This window comes from Rhodococcus koreensis (assembly GCF_900105905.1).
Lineage (GTDB): Bacteria > Actinomycetota > Actinomycetes > Mycobacteriales > Mycobacteriaceae > Rhodococcus_F > Rhodococcus_F koreensis.
In genome coordinates, this window is sequence record NZ_FNSV01000005.1 from 796,394 (window position 1) to 813,590 (window position 17,197).

16 protein-coding genes and 3 pseudogenes are annotated in these 17,197 nt (G+C 67.4%); 6 read left to right on the forward strand and 13 right to left on the reverse strand.

What is annotated here, in order from left to right; translation table 11 throughout:
* Positions 1–56: 56 nt before the first annotated feature.
* From BLV94_RS08310 to BLV94_RS08325, 4 genes and pseudogenes are all read right to left on the reverse strand, one after another.
* Positions 57–2,135 carry an ATP-binding protein gene (locus BLV94_RS08310; RefSeq protein ID WP_072949416.1) on the reverse strand — a complete coding sequence of 693 codons (2,079 nt, stop codon included), beginning with the start codon at positions 2,133–2,135 and terminating at the stop codon, positions 57–59.
* Positions 2,136–2,231: 96 nt separating this feature from the next.
* Complete coding sequence (locus BLV94_RS08315) at positions 2,232–3,347, reverse strand: CapA family protein (protein ID WP_072949418.1); 1,116 nt, start codon at positions 3,345–3,347, stop codon at positions 2,232–2,234.
* Positions 3,340–3,729, reverse strand: a complete 390-nt coding sequence (locus BLV94_RS08320; protein WP_072949420.1) for a hypothetical protein — start codon at positions 3,727–3,729, stop codon at positions 3,340–3,342. Before BLV94_RS08320 ends, BLV94_RS08315 begins: the two co-directional genes overlap by 8 nt.
* A gap of 150 nt (positions 3,730–3,879) precedes the next feature.
* A pseudogene (locus BLV94_RS08325) lies at positions 3,880–4,452 on the reverse strand (Kelch repeat-containing protein); the annotation flags it as partial.
* A 41-nt stretch (positions 4,453–4,493) separates the two neighbouring features.
* Here BLV94_RS08325 and BLV94_RS08330 point away from each other — a divergent pair.
* Positions 4,494–5,211: pseudogene (locus BLV94_RS08330) on the forward strand (IS6 family transposase).
* 193 nt (positions 5,212–5,404) lie between these two features.
* On the opposite strand, the gene BLV94_RS49505 reads toward BLV94_RS08330, so the two are convergent.
* The 4 genes from BLV94_RS49505 to BLV94_RS08345 all read right to left on the reverse strand — a co-directional run bounded on the left by BLV94_RS49505 (position 5,405) and on the right by BLV94_RS08345 (position 8,730).
* The gene (locus BLV94_RS49505; protein ID WP_167372154.1) at positions 5,405–5,578 is read right to left on the reverse strand and encodes a hypothetical protein; all 174 of its coding nucleotides are present in this window, start codon (positions 5,576–5,578) and stop codon (positions 5,405–5,407) included.
* A gap of 67 nt (positions 5,579–5,645) precedes the next feature.
* Entirely contained in the window at positions 5,646–6,449 is an 804-nt protein-coding gene (locus BLV94_RS50770) for a recombinase family protein (protein WP_143051379.1), read from the reverse strand.
* A complete protein-coding gene (locus tag BLV94_RS08340) occupies positions 6,446–8,020 on the reverse strand; it encodes an MFS transporter (RefSeq protein WP_072949421.1) in 1,575 nt (524 codons plus the stop codon). Before BLV94_RS08340 ends, BLV94_RS50770 begins: the two co-directional genes overlap by 4 nt.
* Positions 8,017–8,730 carry an LppX_LprAFG lipoprotein gene (locus BLV94_RS08345; protein ID WP_072949422.1) on the reverse strand — a complete coding sequence of 238 codons (714 nt, stop codon included), beginning with the start codon at positions 8,728–8,730 and terminating at the stop codon, positions 8,017–8,019. Before BLV94_RS08345 ends, BLV94_RS08340 begins: the two co-directional genes overlap by 4 nt.
* A gap of 460 nt (positions 8,731–9,190) precedes the next feature.
* On the opposite strand from BLV94_RS08345, the gene BLV94_RS08350 reads away from it, so the two are divergent.
* The 5 genes and pseudogenes from BLV94_RS08350 (at position 9,191) to BLV94_RS08370 (ending at position 12,434) form a co-directional block, all read left to right on the forward strand.
* Positions 9,191–9,841 carry a pyridoxamine 5'-phosphate oxidase family protein gene (locus BLV94_RS08350; RefSeq protein WP_072949424.1) on the forward strand — a complete coding sequence of 217 codons (651 nt, stop codon included), beginning with the start codon at positions 9,191–9,193 and terminating at the stop codon, positions 9,839–9,841.
* 118 nt (positions 9,842–9,959) lie between these two features.
* A pseudogene (locus BLV94_RS50775) lies at positions 9,960–10,356 on the forward strand (class I SAM-dependent methyltransferase); the annotation flags it as partial.
* Between the two features lie 49 nt (positions 10,357–10,405).
* Positions 10,406–10,774: a hypothetical protein gene (locus tag BLV94_RS50780; RefSeq protein WP_244163880.1), complete on the forward strand. Its 369-nt coding sequence runs from the start codon at positions 10,406–10,408 to the stop codon at positions 10,772–10,774.
* 205 nt (positions 10,775–10,979) lie between these two features.
* Entirely contained in the window at positions 10,980–11,384 is a 405-nt protein-coding gene (locus tag BLV94_RS08365; RefSeq protein WP_072949426.1) for a cupredoxin domain-containing protein, read from the forward strand.
* Positions 11,385–11,639: 255 nt separating this feature from the next.
* The gene (locus BLV94_RS08370; protein ID WP_244163560.1) at positions 11,640–12,434 is read left to right on the forward strand and encodes a class I SAM-dependent methyltransferase; all 795 of its coding nucleotides are present in this window, start codon (positions 11,640–11,642) and stop codon (positions 12,432–12,434) included.
* Between the two features lie 130 nt (positions 12,435–12,564).
* Here BLV94_RS08370 and BLV94_RS08375 read toward each other — a convergent pair whose 3' ends face one another.
* The 5 genes from BLV94_RS08375 to BLV94_RS08400 form a co-directional block, all read right to left on the reverse strand.
* Positions 12,565–12,786, reverse strand: coding sequence for a hypothetical protein (locus BLV94_RS08375; protein ID WP_072949430.1), 222 nt, complete (start codon positions 12,784–12,786; stop codon positions 12,565–12,567).
* Between the two features lie 347 nt (positions 12,787–13,133).
* Complete coding sequence (locus tag BLV94_RS08385; protein ID WP_072949434.1) at positions 13,134–13,706, reverse strand: PIN domain-containing protein; 573 nt, start codon at positions 13,704–13,706, stop codon at positions 13,134–13,136.
* Between the two features lie 9 nt (positions 13,707–13,715).
* On the reverse strand, positions 13,716–14,276 hold the full coding sequence (locus tag BLV94_RS08390; protein WP_072949467.1) for a helix-turn-helix domain-containing protein: 561 nt from the start codon (positions 14,274–14,276) through the stop codon (positions 13,716–13,718).
* A gap of 349 nt (positions 14,277–14,625) precedes the next feature.
* The gene (locus BLV94_RS08395) at positions 14,626–15,408 is read right to left on the reverse strand and encodes a DUF3109 family protein (RefSeq protein ID WP_072949435.1); all 783 of its coding nucleotides are present in this window, start codon (positions 15,406–15,408) and stop codon (positions 14,626–14,628) included.
* 159 nt (positions 15,409–15,567) lie between these two features.
* On the reverse strand, positions 15,568–17,100 hold the full coding sequence (locus tag BLV94_RS08400) for an FtsK/SpoIIIE domain-containing protein (RefSeq protein WP_371851610.1): 1,533 nt from the start codon (positions 17,098–17,100) through the stop codon (positions 15,568–15,570).
* Positions 17,101–17,197 lie beyond the last annotated feature (97 nt).

Below are 17,197 nucleotides of genomic sequence, written 5' to 3' on the forward strand. Positions count from 1 at the left end.
AGAATGCAAGCATTCGGTGTTCGATCACCAGTCCGAATACTGCTCAGTCGTGTTCATTACGGGTGTCCGTAGACGTCCCGGTCCCACAACCACGAGACGATCCGCGCGACACCTTGTGTGAGGTGGCGCCGATACGTGCTGAACGGCACTCCGAGCACCCGGGCGGCGGCCTCCTGGGTTCCCGCCGGGCGCAGGTACGTCCGGTCGACCGCCCGCAGCAGTTTGTCGTCGCGTGGGTTGTCGGCCAGCGAGTCCACCGCGTCGCGGAGCACGCAGTCGAGTTCGGCGACGTCCGGCTCCCCATCGCTGCGATCGCACACGACCCGGGTGCGCATCAACGGGTTTCGCCGGAGCAGGTCGGGGCGGTGCCAGTCGTGCAAAGCCTGCCGGACCGCCTGCTCGAACTCGGGTTGCGAAAGTACCAGCAGGTCCGGCGTCGGTCGCAGAGGTGCGGAAGGGCTCTCGGACAATGCGCGCTCGGTGACCCGCTCGAGCCATGCGTCGACCGGGACGCGACGGAAGTCGTGCGCGAACAGCCCGTACGTTCGGACGCCCACCTCGAAATCGGCGCCCTCGGCACGCGGAAGGTCGGCGACCGCGAAGTACTCGTTCCACCGGTCCGGCTCGGCAAGTGTGAGGAAGTCCCAGGACAGGCCCGGTGTGCACAGGTACCGCTGCATGGTGATGATTGGAATGGCGTTCATCGTGGGCGACGGGTCCTGATAGGTGTCGAGGTCGACGACGAACCGGGTCTGGGTGACGGTCTCCCCCGTTCGCGGCGGCGAGTGCCCGCGGGCGAACTGCCAGGCCGCCGCGGCACCCGGATCCGATGCCAGATCTTCCGCGGACGCGAGGCTCAGATCGATGAGGCCGAAGAACCCACGGGGCGCACCGTCGGGACGGCGCACGATGTAGAAGCCGTCGGGCTGGCATTCGAACCAGGCGGCCGCGATGGCCGCCGCCTCCGCACCCTCGTGTAATCGGGTGAACTCGACGATCGTTTCGCGATCCGCCGGGGAAGCGGGTTCCGGATAGTGCCGGCCCCACGATTCCCAATCCACCGGGGACAGAATCCCCGGCAGATTGCGAAACACGAACTTCAGGTCGAAGATCATGCGCTGCTGTTCGCGCCCGGTACACGACAGAAGTGAGTGGCGAATGTGCCGGCACACGCGGTGGAAGACGTCGGTGTAGGCGTCGAGGTCGCGCCACCGCAGGTCCGCGTCGATGACGTCGCGGGCCATATCGTGTGGGGCCAGGCCCTCCGGGCCTGCGTCGACGAACGACAGCTGCCGCAGCCACCCGAACATCTCGTGCGCGTCCTCGAGCCCGAGGGCGTCACGCAACAGTGCCTCGGTGGTCACTCGGGCGAGGGCGCACACCTCGAGCGCCCGCCGATGCGCGGGGCTCGGCACCACCGCGATGAACCGCTGCATCAGCTCCCCCATGAGGTCGGGGGTCAACGGATCGGCCGCCACCTCGCCGCCGCGGGATGCCACGTCGGCCAACAGCGCCAGCGCAAGCGGATGGCCGTGCGTGGCCCGGCAGATCCGTTCGTGCAGCGGCGGCGGCACCGCCACTGCCCGGAGAAACTCTCTGCTCTCCTGCGGAGTGAGATTCCGTAGGGACACGACCCGCAACAACTCGGACCACGCCGCGTCGGACCGCCATTCGGAGCTGGGCGGTGTCCGGGCCGCGATCACGGTGAGCGCCGTTGCCGGTAGTCGCGGCAGCAATTGCGTGCGCACCCACTCGTCGATCGGCGCCAGAACCTCGTACGTGTCGATGAGGACGCAAAGTCGTTCCTCCTCCCGCGCGATCACGCCGGTGTCAGGCACATCGACGGCCTCGCCCAACGCTGCCAGGACAGCCGACGGAGACGGCGGAATATCGCGCCCGTCGAGCCGGACGACCGACGCGCCCGTTTCCGCCGCGATCTCCGCGAACTCGTCCAGCAACGTGGTCTTCCCGATCCCTCCGGGGCCGTGCAGGAACAGCACGGACAACTGCGGATCGCCCGACTCCAGTCCAGCCCGAACCAATTCGCGCTCGACCCGGCGCCCGACGAAGGTCCGCCTGCGCCTCGAATTCAGGATGTCTCCGAGCAGTATCGAGGACTGTGCCGTGCCCTCCATACGTCCAATCTAGGAGCAGTGCCCTTCGAACAAAACCTTGGTGGGATCCGCTCAACGGTGTGTGCACAGCGCGTCCGCTCCGTACACACCCGCCACCTACCAGTTCGCTTGTCTCCCACGGGCGACGAGGACGCCGTCCGCGCCCGCGTCGATGCGGGTGCCGAAGTCGCGGCTGATCCCGTCGAGAACCCGCCGCAGCCATGCGGTGTCACTTGTCGACGCGCGTTGCAGTTGCATCCGCCGGGATCTCATCGGCACCATTCGTAGCTCGAGCAGTTCGTGCGTGCGCGCGTCGAGGGTCACCAGGTAGAGCAGCCGCAGATCGTCGCGGTAGCGTTCGTGCCCTCGGATCCCCTCGTAGTCGTTGATCAGGTCGCCGCAGCCGTACAAGATCGGATGGCCACGATAGATCTCGAGCGGCCGCGGGTGATGGGACGAGTGCCCGAAGACCACGTCGACGCCACCGTCGACGAGCCGATGCGCGAACTCGACATGCGCGTTCGGCACGTCGTATCCCCAGTTCGAACCCCAGTGCAGAGAGACCACCACCACGTCCGTGTCCCGCCGTATCAGCCGCGTCTGGTCGAGCACACGGTCCGCCTCGGCGCCGGTGGGTTCCGAAAGGTACGCGACACCGGGCCGGCCCCGGCGGGCCGCCCCGTGCGGCGAGACCCCGCTCGACGACATACCTGCCGCCCAGATCAGCAGCCGACTCGTCCCGGCCTTCACGACCACGGGACACCACGCCTGCGCCACGGTGCGCCCCGCACCGACGGTCCGCACGCCGTTGCGGGCCAGCGCGTCCAGGGTCTCCACGAGCCCATCGGCACCGAAGTCGAGAAGGTGATTGTTCGCCAGAACGCAGACGTCGATCTGCGCAGCGGTGAGCACCCCCAGATTCGACGGATGCATTCGGTAGTTGATTCCCTTGGGCGCGAAGCGCGCACAGGTGGTGACGGTCGTTTCCAGGTTGATCACACGGGCGTGGGGCTCCGCCGCGTCGAGGACGCGCAGCGCCTCACCCCACGGCCACCCGAACCCGACGGGGCCGGGGATCGAGCCGTTCCGCGTCTCCGCCAACGCCACGTACTCGCGGGCATCGCGAACGCAACGCTCCCGCAACTCCGGGTCGCCGGGAAACGGGAGGATCTGGTCGACTCCCCTACCGGTCATCACGTCGCCGGCAAGGAACATCGTGATGGTGTCAGGCACGAACGCCGGCTCGGTCGAGCTGAGAGACCCGTTGGGGGCTCAGCTCGAGGATGACACCGATATCACGCACCGACAGACCCGATCGGCGCAGATGCGCCACCGCGGCCCGCGAGGCCCGCGCCGCACATTCCTGCGCGTGGGCGGCGGACTCGACTTGCAAGTGGGCCGCTCGGGCCTCCATGAGCGCCGCCGAATCCCCGATCTCGTAGTCGAGGACCACCTCGACGTCCTCGGCCGGCACATCCTCGACCAGATGCACGGCATCCGCCACCATGGCAGACACCTGATCGAGCCGCCGCGCCTGGGTGAGAGCCATCTCGACTCCCGGAACCTCCACCACCCACCAGCCGCCGCGACGGGTGGCCGTCGCCGTCACCTTCATCACGAACCACTTCCTACCCGGCCCGCATCTCGTGCGAAACTCGCCCCTCCAACGCCAAGTCTAGTCCCCCTCTACTGAGCACAACCACACTGACAGAAGACATTTAGTCTGTGTGACCGCGGGAACCTCGACCCGTCGGTACCGGCACACTCACCAGAAATCCAATGCCTGTGCAGTCGCGGTGGACTCCGCGTGCGTGGGCCGTAGTGCACCGCCGATGGCGTAGACGGTGTGTCCGACCGTCGCAACGGACATCCCGTGCGCCCCGCTGGGCATGGGCGGCAACGGTGACCAGGTCCCCGACGCGACGTCGTAGGCCTCGACCGTCGACAGCACCCGGGTCGGCTGTTCACCACCGACCGCGACGATGCGACCGTCGATGAACGCCGCACCGAGCCCACCGCGGGGAGTGGGCATGGCAGGCAACGTCGTCCACGTTCCCGCGGCCGGATCGAACCGCTCGACCGCGGCAGTGTTCTGGTCCGACGCCAGGTCCCGCCCACCGATCGCATAGAAGTAGGTCCCGTCCGACACTCCGGCCAGATGCTCCCGTGGCGTCGGGATGTCCGAGACGGTCGTCCACTTCGTTCCGTCGAACACTTCCGTCGTCGGTACCAGTGCGCCGTTCGCCTGTCCCCCGGCGACCACGATCCTGTCGCCGACCACGGCCGCGGCACCAGCCGCCCGCGGTTCGTTCAACGGGGGCAGGTCCACCCACGTGCCATGGCATCGTCAACTTGGCTGTGCGGGTGACCGCTGGGAGAATGGGCGACCGTGACCAGCGCAGATTCGTCAAGGGCTTCCGCTACCCGAAGGAGATCATCAGCCACACCGTGTGGCTGTATCCCCGCTTCGCGTTGAGCCTGCGTGACGTGCAGGAACTGATGTTCGAACGCGGCGTCGCGGTCTCGCACGAGACGATCCGGCAGTGGTGCGCGAAGTTCGGCCAGTCCTATGCCAACCAGCTGCGCCGCCGCCGGCCGCGCCCTGGCGACAAGTGGCACCCCGACGAAGTGTTCATCCCGATCAACAGCGAGCGGATGTACTTGTGGCGTGCGGTCGACCAGGACGGTGTGGTACTCGACATCCTCGTCCAGTCGCGTCGAAACGCCAAGGCTGCCAAGCAGTTCTTCCGCAAGCTGCTCAAGGGTCTGCGGTACGTGCCGCGGGTGCTCGTGACAGACAAGCTGGCCAGCGACCAGGTGGCGCACCGCGAGATGCTGGCCTCGATCGAATATCGCCGGTCGAAGTATCGTCAGCAATCGGGCCGAGAACTCGCATCAGCCGACTCGGCAACGGGAGCGCCGGATGAAGCGGTTCGCCTCACCCGGACAGACGCAACGGTTCCTGTCCGCGTTCTCCGGCATCACGGGGCACTTCCAGTTGCGGCGGCACATGTTGTCGGCATCCGACTGGCGTCGCGAGATGACGGACCGCTTCGCGGTGTGGCGCGAAATCACCGCGGCCGCCACCGCTGCCTGAACGACGCACCCAGCCAATAAATTCCGGGCAGAGGCGAGCCCAAACCGACTGCGCCGCTGCGGCTATCGCTCAAGTTGACGATGCCCGCATTCGGGTGCTGTATAGACAACGTCCGGGCGGGCCGTATCGTGCCCACCGGGCGAAGTTGGCTGACCGACCAGATTCGACCCTCACGGGGCGGGGCGCCATGCGATCAGCCGTCGATCGGTTCGCAGATCGCGACAGGACCGGGGCAACCCGGGGTGGCGCACTCGTACAGGTCAGTATCGATCAGCACGCCGCCGAGGCTGGCATAGATGTAGTGCCGGAACGCGGCCCTGCAACACGTCACACAGTCCCGATCGATCTGAATCCACTCGCCTCCCATGGCCGGATCCTAGGCGGACAACACGCGGCGGGCGCCGGGGAGGTCGAATCGCGTGGGCGCGGACACTTCACACGCGCAGCAGGGTTTTCAATGAGCCGCCGTGCGTGGGGCCGCACAATTGGCAGTCTGGTTGGTGGGCGGCCACCCGGGCGGGGGCGCCCCGCCGTGCACGCCGTCGAGCAGCGGACCGACTACTCGATGCAGGCGCGTAGCTCGCAGATGCCCGGCCGTGCTCAACGGGATCGCCGGCGTCCAGCCCGCGCTTGCGTGTCGTCGCAGCACGCCGCGGCTGGCGGCTGACACGTCCGAGCGCCAGCCGAAAAGGTCGGCATCGGCTGGTGGGGTGTCGCAGACTGCCGCTTCGGTCGTGGGGCGCAGCGGAATGGTCGCAGCTCGGGCATACCAGCGGCCCGGCGGCCGGTGGCGCCGCCACCGAAACCGTTGACGGCGGTGGCATTTCCTGGGTCGGCGTGGGTTCGGCGGTGACCGTCTCCGCCTGCCGTGTCGGGAGATGCCGGTACAGGTCGAGCGGGTCAGCCCGGTTGTCGGTGATCTCGGCGATGGTGGCACCGTCGTTCCGTAGCTGGGTGGTGCAGGCGGGGTGGGCGTCGGTGACCACGCTGGGACGGCCGGTGCGTCGGCCTTTCTCGGTGGCCACCGAGCGCGCATGTGCGTCTCGCTCGACCGCGTAGGCGCGTTCCATCTGCCCGAACAAAGCCAGTAGCACCATCGCCAACTGTCCCATCGGATCGTCCGGGTTCGTCGAGTCGATCCGGATCGGGTCGGCCAGGTTGCGGAAGCCGATGCCCCTCGGTACAGGTTGTGGATCAGGTTTCAGGGTGTCGCGGACGGTGCGGCCGAGCCGGGTCATGTCCGCTTGGTGATGCTGTTGTCGGCGGAGTCCGAAGCCCTGGCCGGGTGGCGGCCGAGGAACAGTGCCAGCAGCGCTCCCGCCGCGCACACCACCGACGTGATCAGAAATATCCCGGTGTACTCGGTGAGCAGGGCCCGGTCGACCGCCGCGGTGTACTCGGCCAGCTCCCGTGCCGCCTGCTCGGGAGGTTTGCCGACGGGGAACGGCACCTGCAGGTTCGCGGTCAGGCTGTGGAAGCGGTGCAGCCCCCACGCGGATAACGCGGCCACCCCGACGAGCATCCCGGCCATCCGCGCGACCACCACACCGGCCGAGGCGATCCCGTGCTGGATGGGCGGCACGGCGCGGAGCACCGCACCGGAGAGCGGCGCGATCACCAGGCCGAGACCGAGCCCGGCGATGGCCAGGCCGGTGTCCAGCCGGGGCACCGCAATCGGCCCGACCCGGTACGGCGCGGACAGCACGTCCATCGGCCACCGGGCCATCTGGAGGTAACCCACTGCGGCCAGCAGCATGCCGGCCGCCGCGACCACCCGGTCGCCCAGCCGTGCTGCCAGCAGCCCGCCGAGCAGCGCGCCGGCCGGGAGCGCGGCCAGGAACCGCAACAGCAGTATCACCGCTCCCCGGTCGTCCCGGTCGAGCAGCGACTGGGCGAACAGGTCGACGTCCACCAGGGTCACCATCAGCGCGACGCCTGCCGCTCCGGACACCCCGAGCGCGGCAAGGAATGCGCCCATCTGCACGTCGACCGGGTCGATCAGTCGGGTCTTGGCGAGCAGCTCCCAGCCGACGAAGGCGACGGTCGCGGCACCGGCGCCGACCAGCATCGGCCCGCCCCACGGTGGCAGCACGGCGGTGCGCGGGTCCGGGTTGTACAGGCCAAGAACGGCCAGCCCGAGGGCGACCGCGAGCAGCAGCCCCCCGGCCACGTCCACCCGGACGGGCTGGTGCGCCCGATCGCGGCGCGGCACCGAAACCTGCACCGAGATCATGGCGAGCACGCCGAGCGGTACGTTCATCCAGAACACGCCGCGCCAGCCGGCGATGCCGAACGCGCTGGACCACACGGCAAGGCCTGCGATCGCCACCCCATAAAGCGGGCCGAGCACGCTGCCCAGCTCCTGCGCGGCACCGACCACGCCGAGCACGTTCGACCGCTTGTGGGTTGCCCAGAGGTCGGCGGCAAGCGCCATGGTCACCGGCAGCAACGCTCCACTGGCGACACCCTGGACGACCCGCCCGGCAACGAGCATGGGCAGCTCGTCGGCGAGCGCGGTGATCACCGAGCCGACCAGGAACCCGGCGAGGCAGCTCTGCAGCAGCAGCTTGCGGCCGAACCGGTCCGATGCCTGGCCGAGCAGCGGCATCGCGGCGATGTAGCCGAGCAGGTACCCGGTGACGATCGGGGTCACCCGCTCCAGTCGGTTCACCGGGATCAGCAGGTCGTCCATGATCTGCCGGATCATGCTCACCACGACGTAGGTGTCCAGCGCGCCGAGCAGCACGGCGAGCGCCGCGGCGCCGACGGCGACGGTCCTGCTCCGCCCCGGGATCAGCTCGGCACTCACGCCGGGGGTGTCACCGTCACGGGCTTGTCCAGCTCTGACACCACCACGTCGACGGTCGGGGCGTCGGCGCCGTCCGGCTTCGGGAACGTGACCAGCGCTCTGCTCGGAAGGTGCCTGCCGTCCTCGTCGAGCCAGACCGTGATGTCCACCTCGGACTCGACCCCGGGAACGATGTTGCCCACCGCGTCTTTGTCCGCCCGTCCGGTGATCTTGTACGCCGGTGTCCCGTCAACCTTGTCCCTCACCTCGGTCTTCGCATCCGTGATGCTGGTCAGCACCTTCGCGAAGCCCCGGTCCGGGTCGAGAATGGCGGTCGGGTCGTAGTACTCGGAGGTGAGCGAGGACGGATACCGCTGAAAGGTCCCGGTCGGGCCCCTCAGGTACAGCGAGTCGTCGACCAGCACGAATTCACCTTCGATCAGCTGGCCGGCCAGGGTCAGCTTCACCGTGCCCTTCGCGCCACCGGCCGGACCGCCCTCCCGGGTCAGATCGCCCTCGGCGGTCTGCACGCTGATGCCCGGAATCGAGCCGGTGACGGTCATCGTGAAGTGTGCGCTCCTGACATCGCGGAGGGCGGACGACGACTCGGCGAGCAGCCCGGCCGCGTCCGGCAGGTTCGCGCTCCCTCCCGGATTGGTGTCGGTGGTGCAGCCGGTGACCACCGCCACGCTGAACGCGAGGGTCCAGAGGAAGATACGGCGGGTGAGCATGCCCGCATCGTAGGACGCCAGCTCCGAAAACGCCCAGGCTTGCGGCCAGAACCGGTGTCGGTGTGGGACGCGCGACGATCACCCGGTCCTCGACCCGCACAACACTCGGCCGGATCATGCCCGACCACCCCGCCGCCAGATTCGCCACTTTCGCCAGCCAGATTCGTCAACATGCGGCGGGCAGCACACGACGGTGCGACAGCACCGCCGATAGATCGGCGATCAGCAGCTGCTTCCACATCAGGTGGTAGAGCACCATAAGCGGATCCTTTCGACGGTATGAGGTACACCGTCCTCGCGACGCGCGATAATGCGTGTGAAGGGCATTTGCGGTGCGAACTTTTCACACCTTGGTGAGGCGTTTTCACCCCTGGGGTGGCTGTTCGCGCCGGGCGCCCGGGGCGATGCTGATACGGCGGTTACACAGCAACACGTTTCTCGACAGATCAGGGAGACGCAGATGTCCGGCGCCGATCACACCGTGCTCGAGGGCGCCGAGGTCGACACCCCGGCGCGAGGGACCCGTGGCGAACACCTCATGCAAGAGGAGCTGGGAACCGAGTGCCGCGCGCAGCGGTTCTATGCCCACCAAATGTGCCGGGTTCTGCATCCGGCGATGATCGAGTTCATCGACAGGATGGAACTGCTCTTCATCGGGACTGTGGCAGCAGACGGTTCGTGTGACGTCTCGCTGCGGGCGGGACCGCCCGGCTTCATCCATGTCTTCTCCCCCGACCTGCTCGGATACCCCGAATACCGGGGCAACGGGGTGATGGCCAGCCTGGGCAATATCGTCGAGAACCCGCACATCGGATTGTTCATGGCCGACTTCGCCGACGACCTGATCGGCCTGCACGTCAACGGAACGGCACGCATCGTCGCCGACGACGACCTGCGCCGCACACAGCCGGACCTGCCGCTCGAGCGGGTGCGCGATCGCGCCGCCGAGCGGTGGGTCCTGGTGCAGGTCGACGAGGCATATATCCATTGCCGCAAACACATACCGCAGATGGTGCCCCTCCCCCGCGACCACGATTGGGGCACCGACGACCAACGACGCAAGGGCGGTGACTATTTCGGGGTCGCCGCCGACCGCACGGGTCATCCATAGACAGGGTCGACGAGCGCGTCGCTGCCACTCGCCTTGCCGGTCGTGGGGCATGACGTGCGCGGCGTTCGACATGAGTCGGCCGACGAGTTTTCCCGACGGGTTGAGGTCAGGAGCTGGAATGTCGCAATTCAAGCCCTTCTTCACGCAGGTGCAGTCCCACTACGACCTGTCCGACGACTTCTTTCTGCTGTTCCTCGATCCGAGCATGACCTACAGCTGCGCCTACTTCCAGCGCGAGGACATGACGCTCCAACAAGCGCAACGGGCCAAGATCGACCTCTCGCTCGGCAAATGCGACCTGCAGCCGGGCATGACGCTGCTCGACATCGGCTGCGGCTGGGGTTCGACCATGCTCCGCGCCCACGAAAAATACGATGTCAACGTCATCGGCCTCACCCTCAGCGACAACCAATACCAGACGCGTCACCGAACTCCTGCCAGGTCTGCCGGGGACGCGGACCGCCCAGGTCCGCCTGCAGGGCTGGGAGGAGTTCGACGAGCCGGTGGACCGGCTCCAGCGTCACCGACCGGACCTGGCTGGACCGTATCCTCCGCGGACGGCCGGTGTTGATGATCGCCGAGGGACTGGTGCCCTATCTGACCGAGGCCGACCTCCGGCGGCTACTGACCAGCATCGTCGACGCCTTCCCCACCGGACAACTACAGTTCGACACGGTGGCGGTCTGGGTGTGGCGCACCTCGAAATGGGACCCGATGCTGCGCAAATACGACACCCAGTTCCACTGCGGCTTCAACGATCCGGCCGCGCTGGCCGATTGGCACCCGCGGCTCGAGTACGTCGACGAGGCACCGATGAACGACTCACCGGTGCTGATGGCCAAGGTGCCCGCGAACGTACGCCGCATGTTCCGCCTCTTGAACCTGCTGCCGGGCATGAAACGATCCACCCGCATTGTGCGGTTCCGGTTCTAGGTGAGCAGTTGTCGAACAGGCACTGAGACAGGGAAACACCGGAGGTGGCCGGGCAGGCCGGCAGGCGGATCACCCGACGAAAGACGAACGTCCGGTCGCCCTCTGGATACCCACCCGAACGACAGTCCAACAGGTTCACCGGGGCGAGCGAATTTCTCTCGCGTGTTCGGTGAACGGAATGGGTCGATGATTCGTGGTATCGGGTATGAAGCTCTCCGCAGCTCTGCCGGCGGCTGCCGTCGTCGCGGCGTGTGCGCTCACCGCCTGCAGCGATGACGGCGGCAGCACCGTCGACTACGCACCCACCCCGACGGTCACCGACACGATGGCGATGCCGTCCTCCGACGGGGCGGTGGCGGCGGGAGCGAACGAGATCGTCATCTCAGGATTCGCGTACACGGTGCCCGCCACGGTGGCACCCGGCGCGCAGGTCACCATTCGCAACACCGACACGGCCGAACACACGGTGACCGCAGACACCGGCGGCACGTTCGACATCGAGATCGAGGGCGGCGAGACCGCGACATTGACGGTGCCACCGACACCCGGTACCTACCCGTTCCATTGCACATATCACTCGAACATGCACGGCAACTTGACCGTCGGGTGACGAGGTCATCGCCGATCCAGGTTCTACCCGATGGGAATACGCAGCTACCTGCCCGCGCCGCGCACGGTGGATGAGGCGCTCGCGGACACGCTCGACATCTCCGGTCTCACGACCATGGCTGCAATGGACTCGACGCGATGGTTCTGCTCATCGACGACAGCGTCGATCACGCGCAGTCGGACGGTTCCTGCAGATTGGACAAGGCTACCCGGAAGACCCGTGAACCCTCGGGGGTCCGGTTTCGTGAAATAGGTTATGACCGCTCAACAATCCGGGGCGGCCCCGGAATACGACGGGATGTGGTCGACGGCGCTGGTCCGCGGGCTGATCCGCGAGGACGCGCTGCGCTCGTCGAGCTACTCGGACACCGGCTATATCGACCTGCTCGAATCGGGTCCACCGGCCCGGCGCACTCTCGCGCAGCGTGCGATGACCAACAACAGGGTTGCCGCCGTCTACGAGCGGCTGTGGCGGCCGATCGTCGTCGCGGCGCTGAGCCTGCACGGACTCTCCGTGGTTGACGAGCGCGCCAGGGCCGCCGCGGCCCTGCATCTCGACGGCGAGCAACGAGTGCTCGACGTGGCGTGCGGTCCGGGAAACTTCACCGGTTTCTTCGCCGACAGGCTCGCCGGCGACGGATTCGTCGTCGGATTGGACACCTCACTGCCAATGCTCGAACGCGCAGTCCACGACAACCCCCGCCCGCGCGCGGTCTACCTTCACGCCGACGCGCTCAAGCTTCCCTTCGACGACCGGACATTCGACGCCGTGTGCTGTTTCGCGGCGCTGCACCTCGTGGCGGAGCCGTGTGCCGTGCTCCGCGAGATGGTGCGGGTGTTGGCGCCGGGTGGGCGGATCGCGGTGATGACCAGCTACGGTCGCGAATCCTTCCTCGTGCGGAAGGGACTCGAGCTGGGCGCAACGCTGTGTGGGGTACGGGTCTTCGACCGCACCACCGTCCCGGCCTTCCTCGCCGCCGCTGGACTGCTCGACGTCGACCAGCAGCTGCGCGGCATCTCCCAGTTCGTCACCGCCCGCCGGCACGGGTGACCGGTTCATAGCGAGGAGGACGCGACCGGCTGTGCCTGGCCCTCGATGCCACCGTCCGATACGAGTTGTTCTCGGTGTTCGAGGTCACTCCTGGGGTTCTCGGCCCGGCCCGGCCCGGACCGGTCCGCGGCTAGTGCAGCACGCTCAGGTCTTCCTCGACGGGCCCGCGGACGCGGGCGTGGCGCTCCGCGAGTTGCACGACGCGGACGGTGATTTCGTACCCCATCGCCATCGCGAACGGCAGTTCGTCACCCGCGGCGGCGAGTGCAGGGCGAAGCTGGTGTGCGACCCGGCCGGATGCGGCCAGGACTCGAAATCTCGTGTGGCGCTGTGACCGACCCAGGTGGCCCAACTACCGGCAGCGGCTTTTCGTCCCGACCTGGCGTGCCATGGAACCGGCGGAATTCCGGCACCACTTCGCGGTCTACCGCCCCGTCACCGGAGCGACGGTGTTCCCCTTCGACCTCGCCTCCACAGTGCTGCTGACCATCACCACCTACTCCGCCGTCAAGACGGCGGGACGCGGGTGTGACCAGGCTGCCCGACCGCACGGGAATAGACCCCGCGGCGCCCAGGCCAGCCACAGATACCGGTGCCACGGAAACGTCGAACGGATGCGGGGGCGCGGAAGGACGGACTACGAACCAGAAGTCACCACGCCACAATACGATTAATCTCGCGCAAGTCCGGCGCGAGACATCATTCGCGATCGCGCAGCAGTGCAACGGCATCGTCCATCCCGTACCGGGTCACCAACTGATCGAGGACCTCATCGGCGGTCATCGGTGGCCGCGCCAGGCGGGCCGCGAGCATATCCACCGCGCGCGCCGCCGCGGCCGGGGACACCGACACCGTGTCGCCTGCGAACTCCGCCGGCGAGATCACCCGGATGTTCCCCGGAACTCGTTCACGAGGAAAGTCCTTCCGATTCAGCGTGACGATCACCCCGGCCCCGCCGACCACGGCGGCCGCAACGACATGCTCATCGTCGGGATCGGGCAGCGAAAACGCACCCTCGAGTGGCTCCCAGCCGGTCACCAGGGCGTCGTCGAAGTGCTCGCGCATCGTTCCCACCAGCCGCGCACCAGCGGCTTGGGCTGCCGCCGCACTGTGCCCGCGTCGTTCCAGTTTCGCGGCCTCGTGGAATTCGAGTTCGTCGAGGATTACCTCCGACCACAACGGCCGGTACAAGCCCTCAACGGCCATCGACAGCAGGAAATCCCGCTGCAGGCTCGGCCAGAGAACACACGTATCGAGAACTGCTGCGAACACCCCGGCTGCCTATCGACCACCCGCCGCGGCTGACCGGCCCGCGCTGCGGGAGCGTCGGCGCTCCGCGACCGCCTTCCGCGCGGCCTTCAGCTGCTCCGCGACCGCCGCTGGATCGTCCTCGTCGTCGATCTCGACAGCGGTCTGCGCGAGTGCCTCGTATTGGCGGGCACGACGCTGCTGCTGGTACTCGAGTACATCGCGCAACAACAGCCGATGTCGAGTGCCGACCTTCTCCGCCGGCAACTCCCCCACGTCGATCCATCGGCGCACCGTCGGTCGGCTCACCCCAAGCAGATCCGCGGCCTGCTGCGTCGTCAACATCGTCGCCTGGGGTGCCACCGTCACCGCACGTCCGGCCTGCAAGGCGGCCACAACCTGCTTGAGCGCGGCATGCACCTCTGCCGGCAACTCCACCTGATCGTGCTCACCGGCACCCACCAGGAGATACCGCGGCTCCACCCGGTCGCCACGGCGCCGCTCGTGCGCATCGAGGAAGCCAACGACCTCCGCCAACCCCACACCCGCCGCCTGCGGCAGATACGTGTGCTGATCCAACGCCTGCGCACCCATCACGAACTCCTTCCGTTCGAAAGAATCGTAACATCTTTCGAATCTTTCGAATAGGTACGTGGAGGAGACGTTCACCTGCCCAGCCGCGGTACACGGCAGCACCGACGGCGCACCGACCCCTAACCATCGTCCCAGGTCAGCAAAGGTCCCGCGGCCATGTGTCGAACCGTCCATCTCAGTGATCACCGAGCTCGACGTCTCAGAGGTCCTCCGCCTGCCCGGCCGAAAATGAGGCCACTCAAGCCGGAGCCTGGGAGCTCATTACCCGGAATCGACTGGTACGTCGACCCTGTGGTAGATGCACACAACGGGGTGACCGGGGTCGCCATCCTCAGGGACCGCCGTTCCGTTACCGGGAATTCTTCGCGGCGACCGCGGTCGCCGGATGCACCGCGATCAGGCCGAGTCCTTCGCGTCGCTTGCACAGCCGCGCCAACTCCCGATACGCGGCCTCACCGAGCAACTCGGTGAGCTCCGGCGCATACGACTCCCACACCGCCTTGGCGCCGACATGCGCATCCGGCGAGCCGGAGCAGTACCAGTCCAGATCCGATCCGCCCTCACCCCAACCGCGGCGGTCGTACTCGGTGATCGTCGTCTTCAGGACCTGCTCACCGTCGGGTCGCTCCACCCATTCGTGGGTCCGCCGGATCGGCAGCTGCCAGCACACGTCCGGCTTCACCTCGAGCGGCTCGATCCCACGCCGCAGCGCCATCGAATGCAACGCGCACCCGATCCCACCCTCGAAGCCGGGACGGTTGAGGAAGATGCACGCGCCCTTGTAGCGGCGGGTACGCAGCGCCGGCTTGTCCTCGAGCTCATCCTCCTCGGTGTACCCCTGCTTCCCGAGACCCTCCTTCCTGAACTGCCAATCCTCAGGTCTGAGCAGCTTCACCGACTCGTGCAACCTCTCGACATCCTCCTCGTCGGTCAAGAACGCGCCGTGCGAGCAGCAGCCGTCGTCGGGTCGGCCCACGATGATGCCCTGGCACGCCGGGGTGCCGAACACACAGGTCCAGCGCGAGAGCAGCCACGTCATGTCCGCGGCGATGAGATGCTCGGCGTCGTCGGGATCGAGGAACTCGACCCATTCCCGAGCGAAGTCGAGCGCAACCTCGGGGCTGGGCGTCATCTTGTGCGCACGCCGCGCACTACCTGCTGTCACAAACCCCCACGCTAGCCAACCCACATAACAGCCAAGGACTGATCAGATCCCCGTCCGGGATCAAACAATGCCCGCCACGAATCGCGCCGATACACCAGGGAGACCACCGCTGCGATAGACGACCGATCAACCCCAGTACCATTGCCGCACAACGGACAACCGTTGACGGGCACAGCCCACAACGTCTGGAACCGGCAGCAAGCGGATGCCGGCCGAGCGGGCCAGGACAGCGAGGTCGGCCCACGCCCCCAGCGGGTCGAGTTGCTTGATCTGCGCGCGGATCTCCTCGTCCTTGGCCAGTCGCTGCCATTTGCCGGAGAGGATGAAGAACTCGTCGAGGACGGCGATCAGCAACGGCAGTTGCGAGGGTTCGATCTTCTTCACGTGCACGTAGTGGTTGCGGGCCATCATTTCCGCATGCAGGGCGCGCACGAGCAACGCGGAACGGACGGCGTCGTAGACGATGGCCGCGCATCCGGGGTAGCCCTCGAGACCGTCGAGTTCGATCATCTTCGGGTCGACCCCGAGGAAGGGGATTCCGCGGCGTGAGGCCTCGGTGAGCAGGGTGCGGATGACTGAGGTCTTGCCGCCGCCGGTGGGGCCGACGATCAGGCAGTGCGGTTTGTTCGATTTGGTCGAGACATCCCAGTACAGGCTCAGGTTCGCTGCGCCGGTGGCGTAGGGCAGGTGGCGGAGGTTCTCATCGACCAAGGCGAGGGGATGGTCGACGCGGGTGGGCAACGGCGCCCGCAGGTACATCACCAGGTATCCCTCGGAGGGGGTCCACTCGGTGGCCCAGGTGCGGCCGGATTCGTGGTGGCCGGCGAGCGCGGCGAGGGCTTCGTCGACCTTGGTCTGGAAGCCGCGGGCGCCGCTGTTCAGCGAGGGGGTGAAGGTGACCTTGTAGCCGATCTCGATTCCGTCGTCGTCGCAGGAGTCGACGGTGACGGCGGGTTCTTTGAAGATGGTGCCGGCGGACAACGCGGTTTGTCGGGCCTTGTGGCGGGGTGATCGGGTGTCGGGTTCGATCGGTGTGCGGGTGATGAGGATCAGGTCGCGGTGCGCGTGGTGGCGGACGGTGTAGGTGTGCGTGCCGGTGCGGCCGGCTGCTCCTCGGACGGCGGTGGTGAATTCGTCCATCTCCTTGGGGCGGATGATCGCACCCCGCGGAAGTCCGATCTTTGCGCTGCGCAGTGCACCGATTCCGGGTGGGAACGCGACGGTCACCTTGACCGGCAGGTGCCGCGTCGTCTGCCGTAACTGCGCTTCGAGCGCCAGGCCCTGTCGGTGGCCGCGCCACCGGAGAATGTCGACCGCGATCCACGCGGCGGCGAGGACGGCGAGCGGCCAGCGATAGCTGTGGAGCGTGGTGATGAGCTGGCCGGCCTGGTCGACCGCGTCTGTGAGCGCGGTGTCGGCGAGTTGGGGTGCGTAGAACGCGAGGGCCGCGGAGGCGACCGCGACCGGGGTGAGGGTTCGGTACGCGCCGACGGCGGGCTCGGGTGCCGACTGACTGCTCGGCCGATTGCGGGCGCCGGGGGCGGGCCGAACAGTTCGATCAGGAGGTCCTTGAGCGGATCCCGCTGCGCCATCGCTTCTCCCCTTTCCTGCTCGATTGATGCCCGCGTCGGAATGCGGTCGGGTGTGATGGATGCGCACACTGGCAGATTCGGGTGATCTCACTCAACGTGATCTGTGGATAACTTCGCTCAGAGGCTGCTCACGACCTGTACGTGACACTGCGCCGATAGGGCGC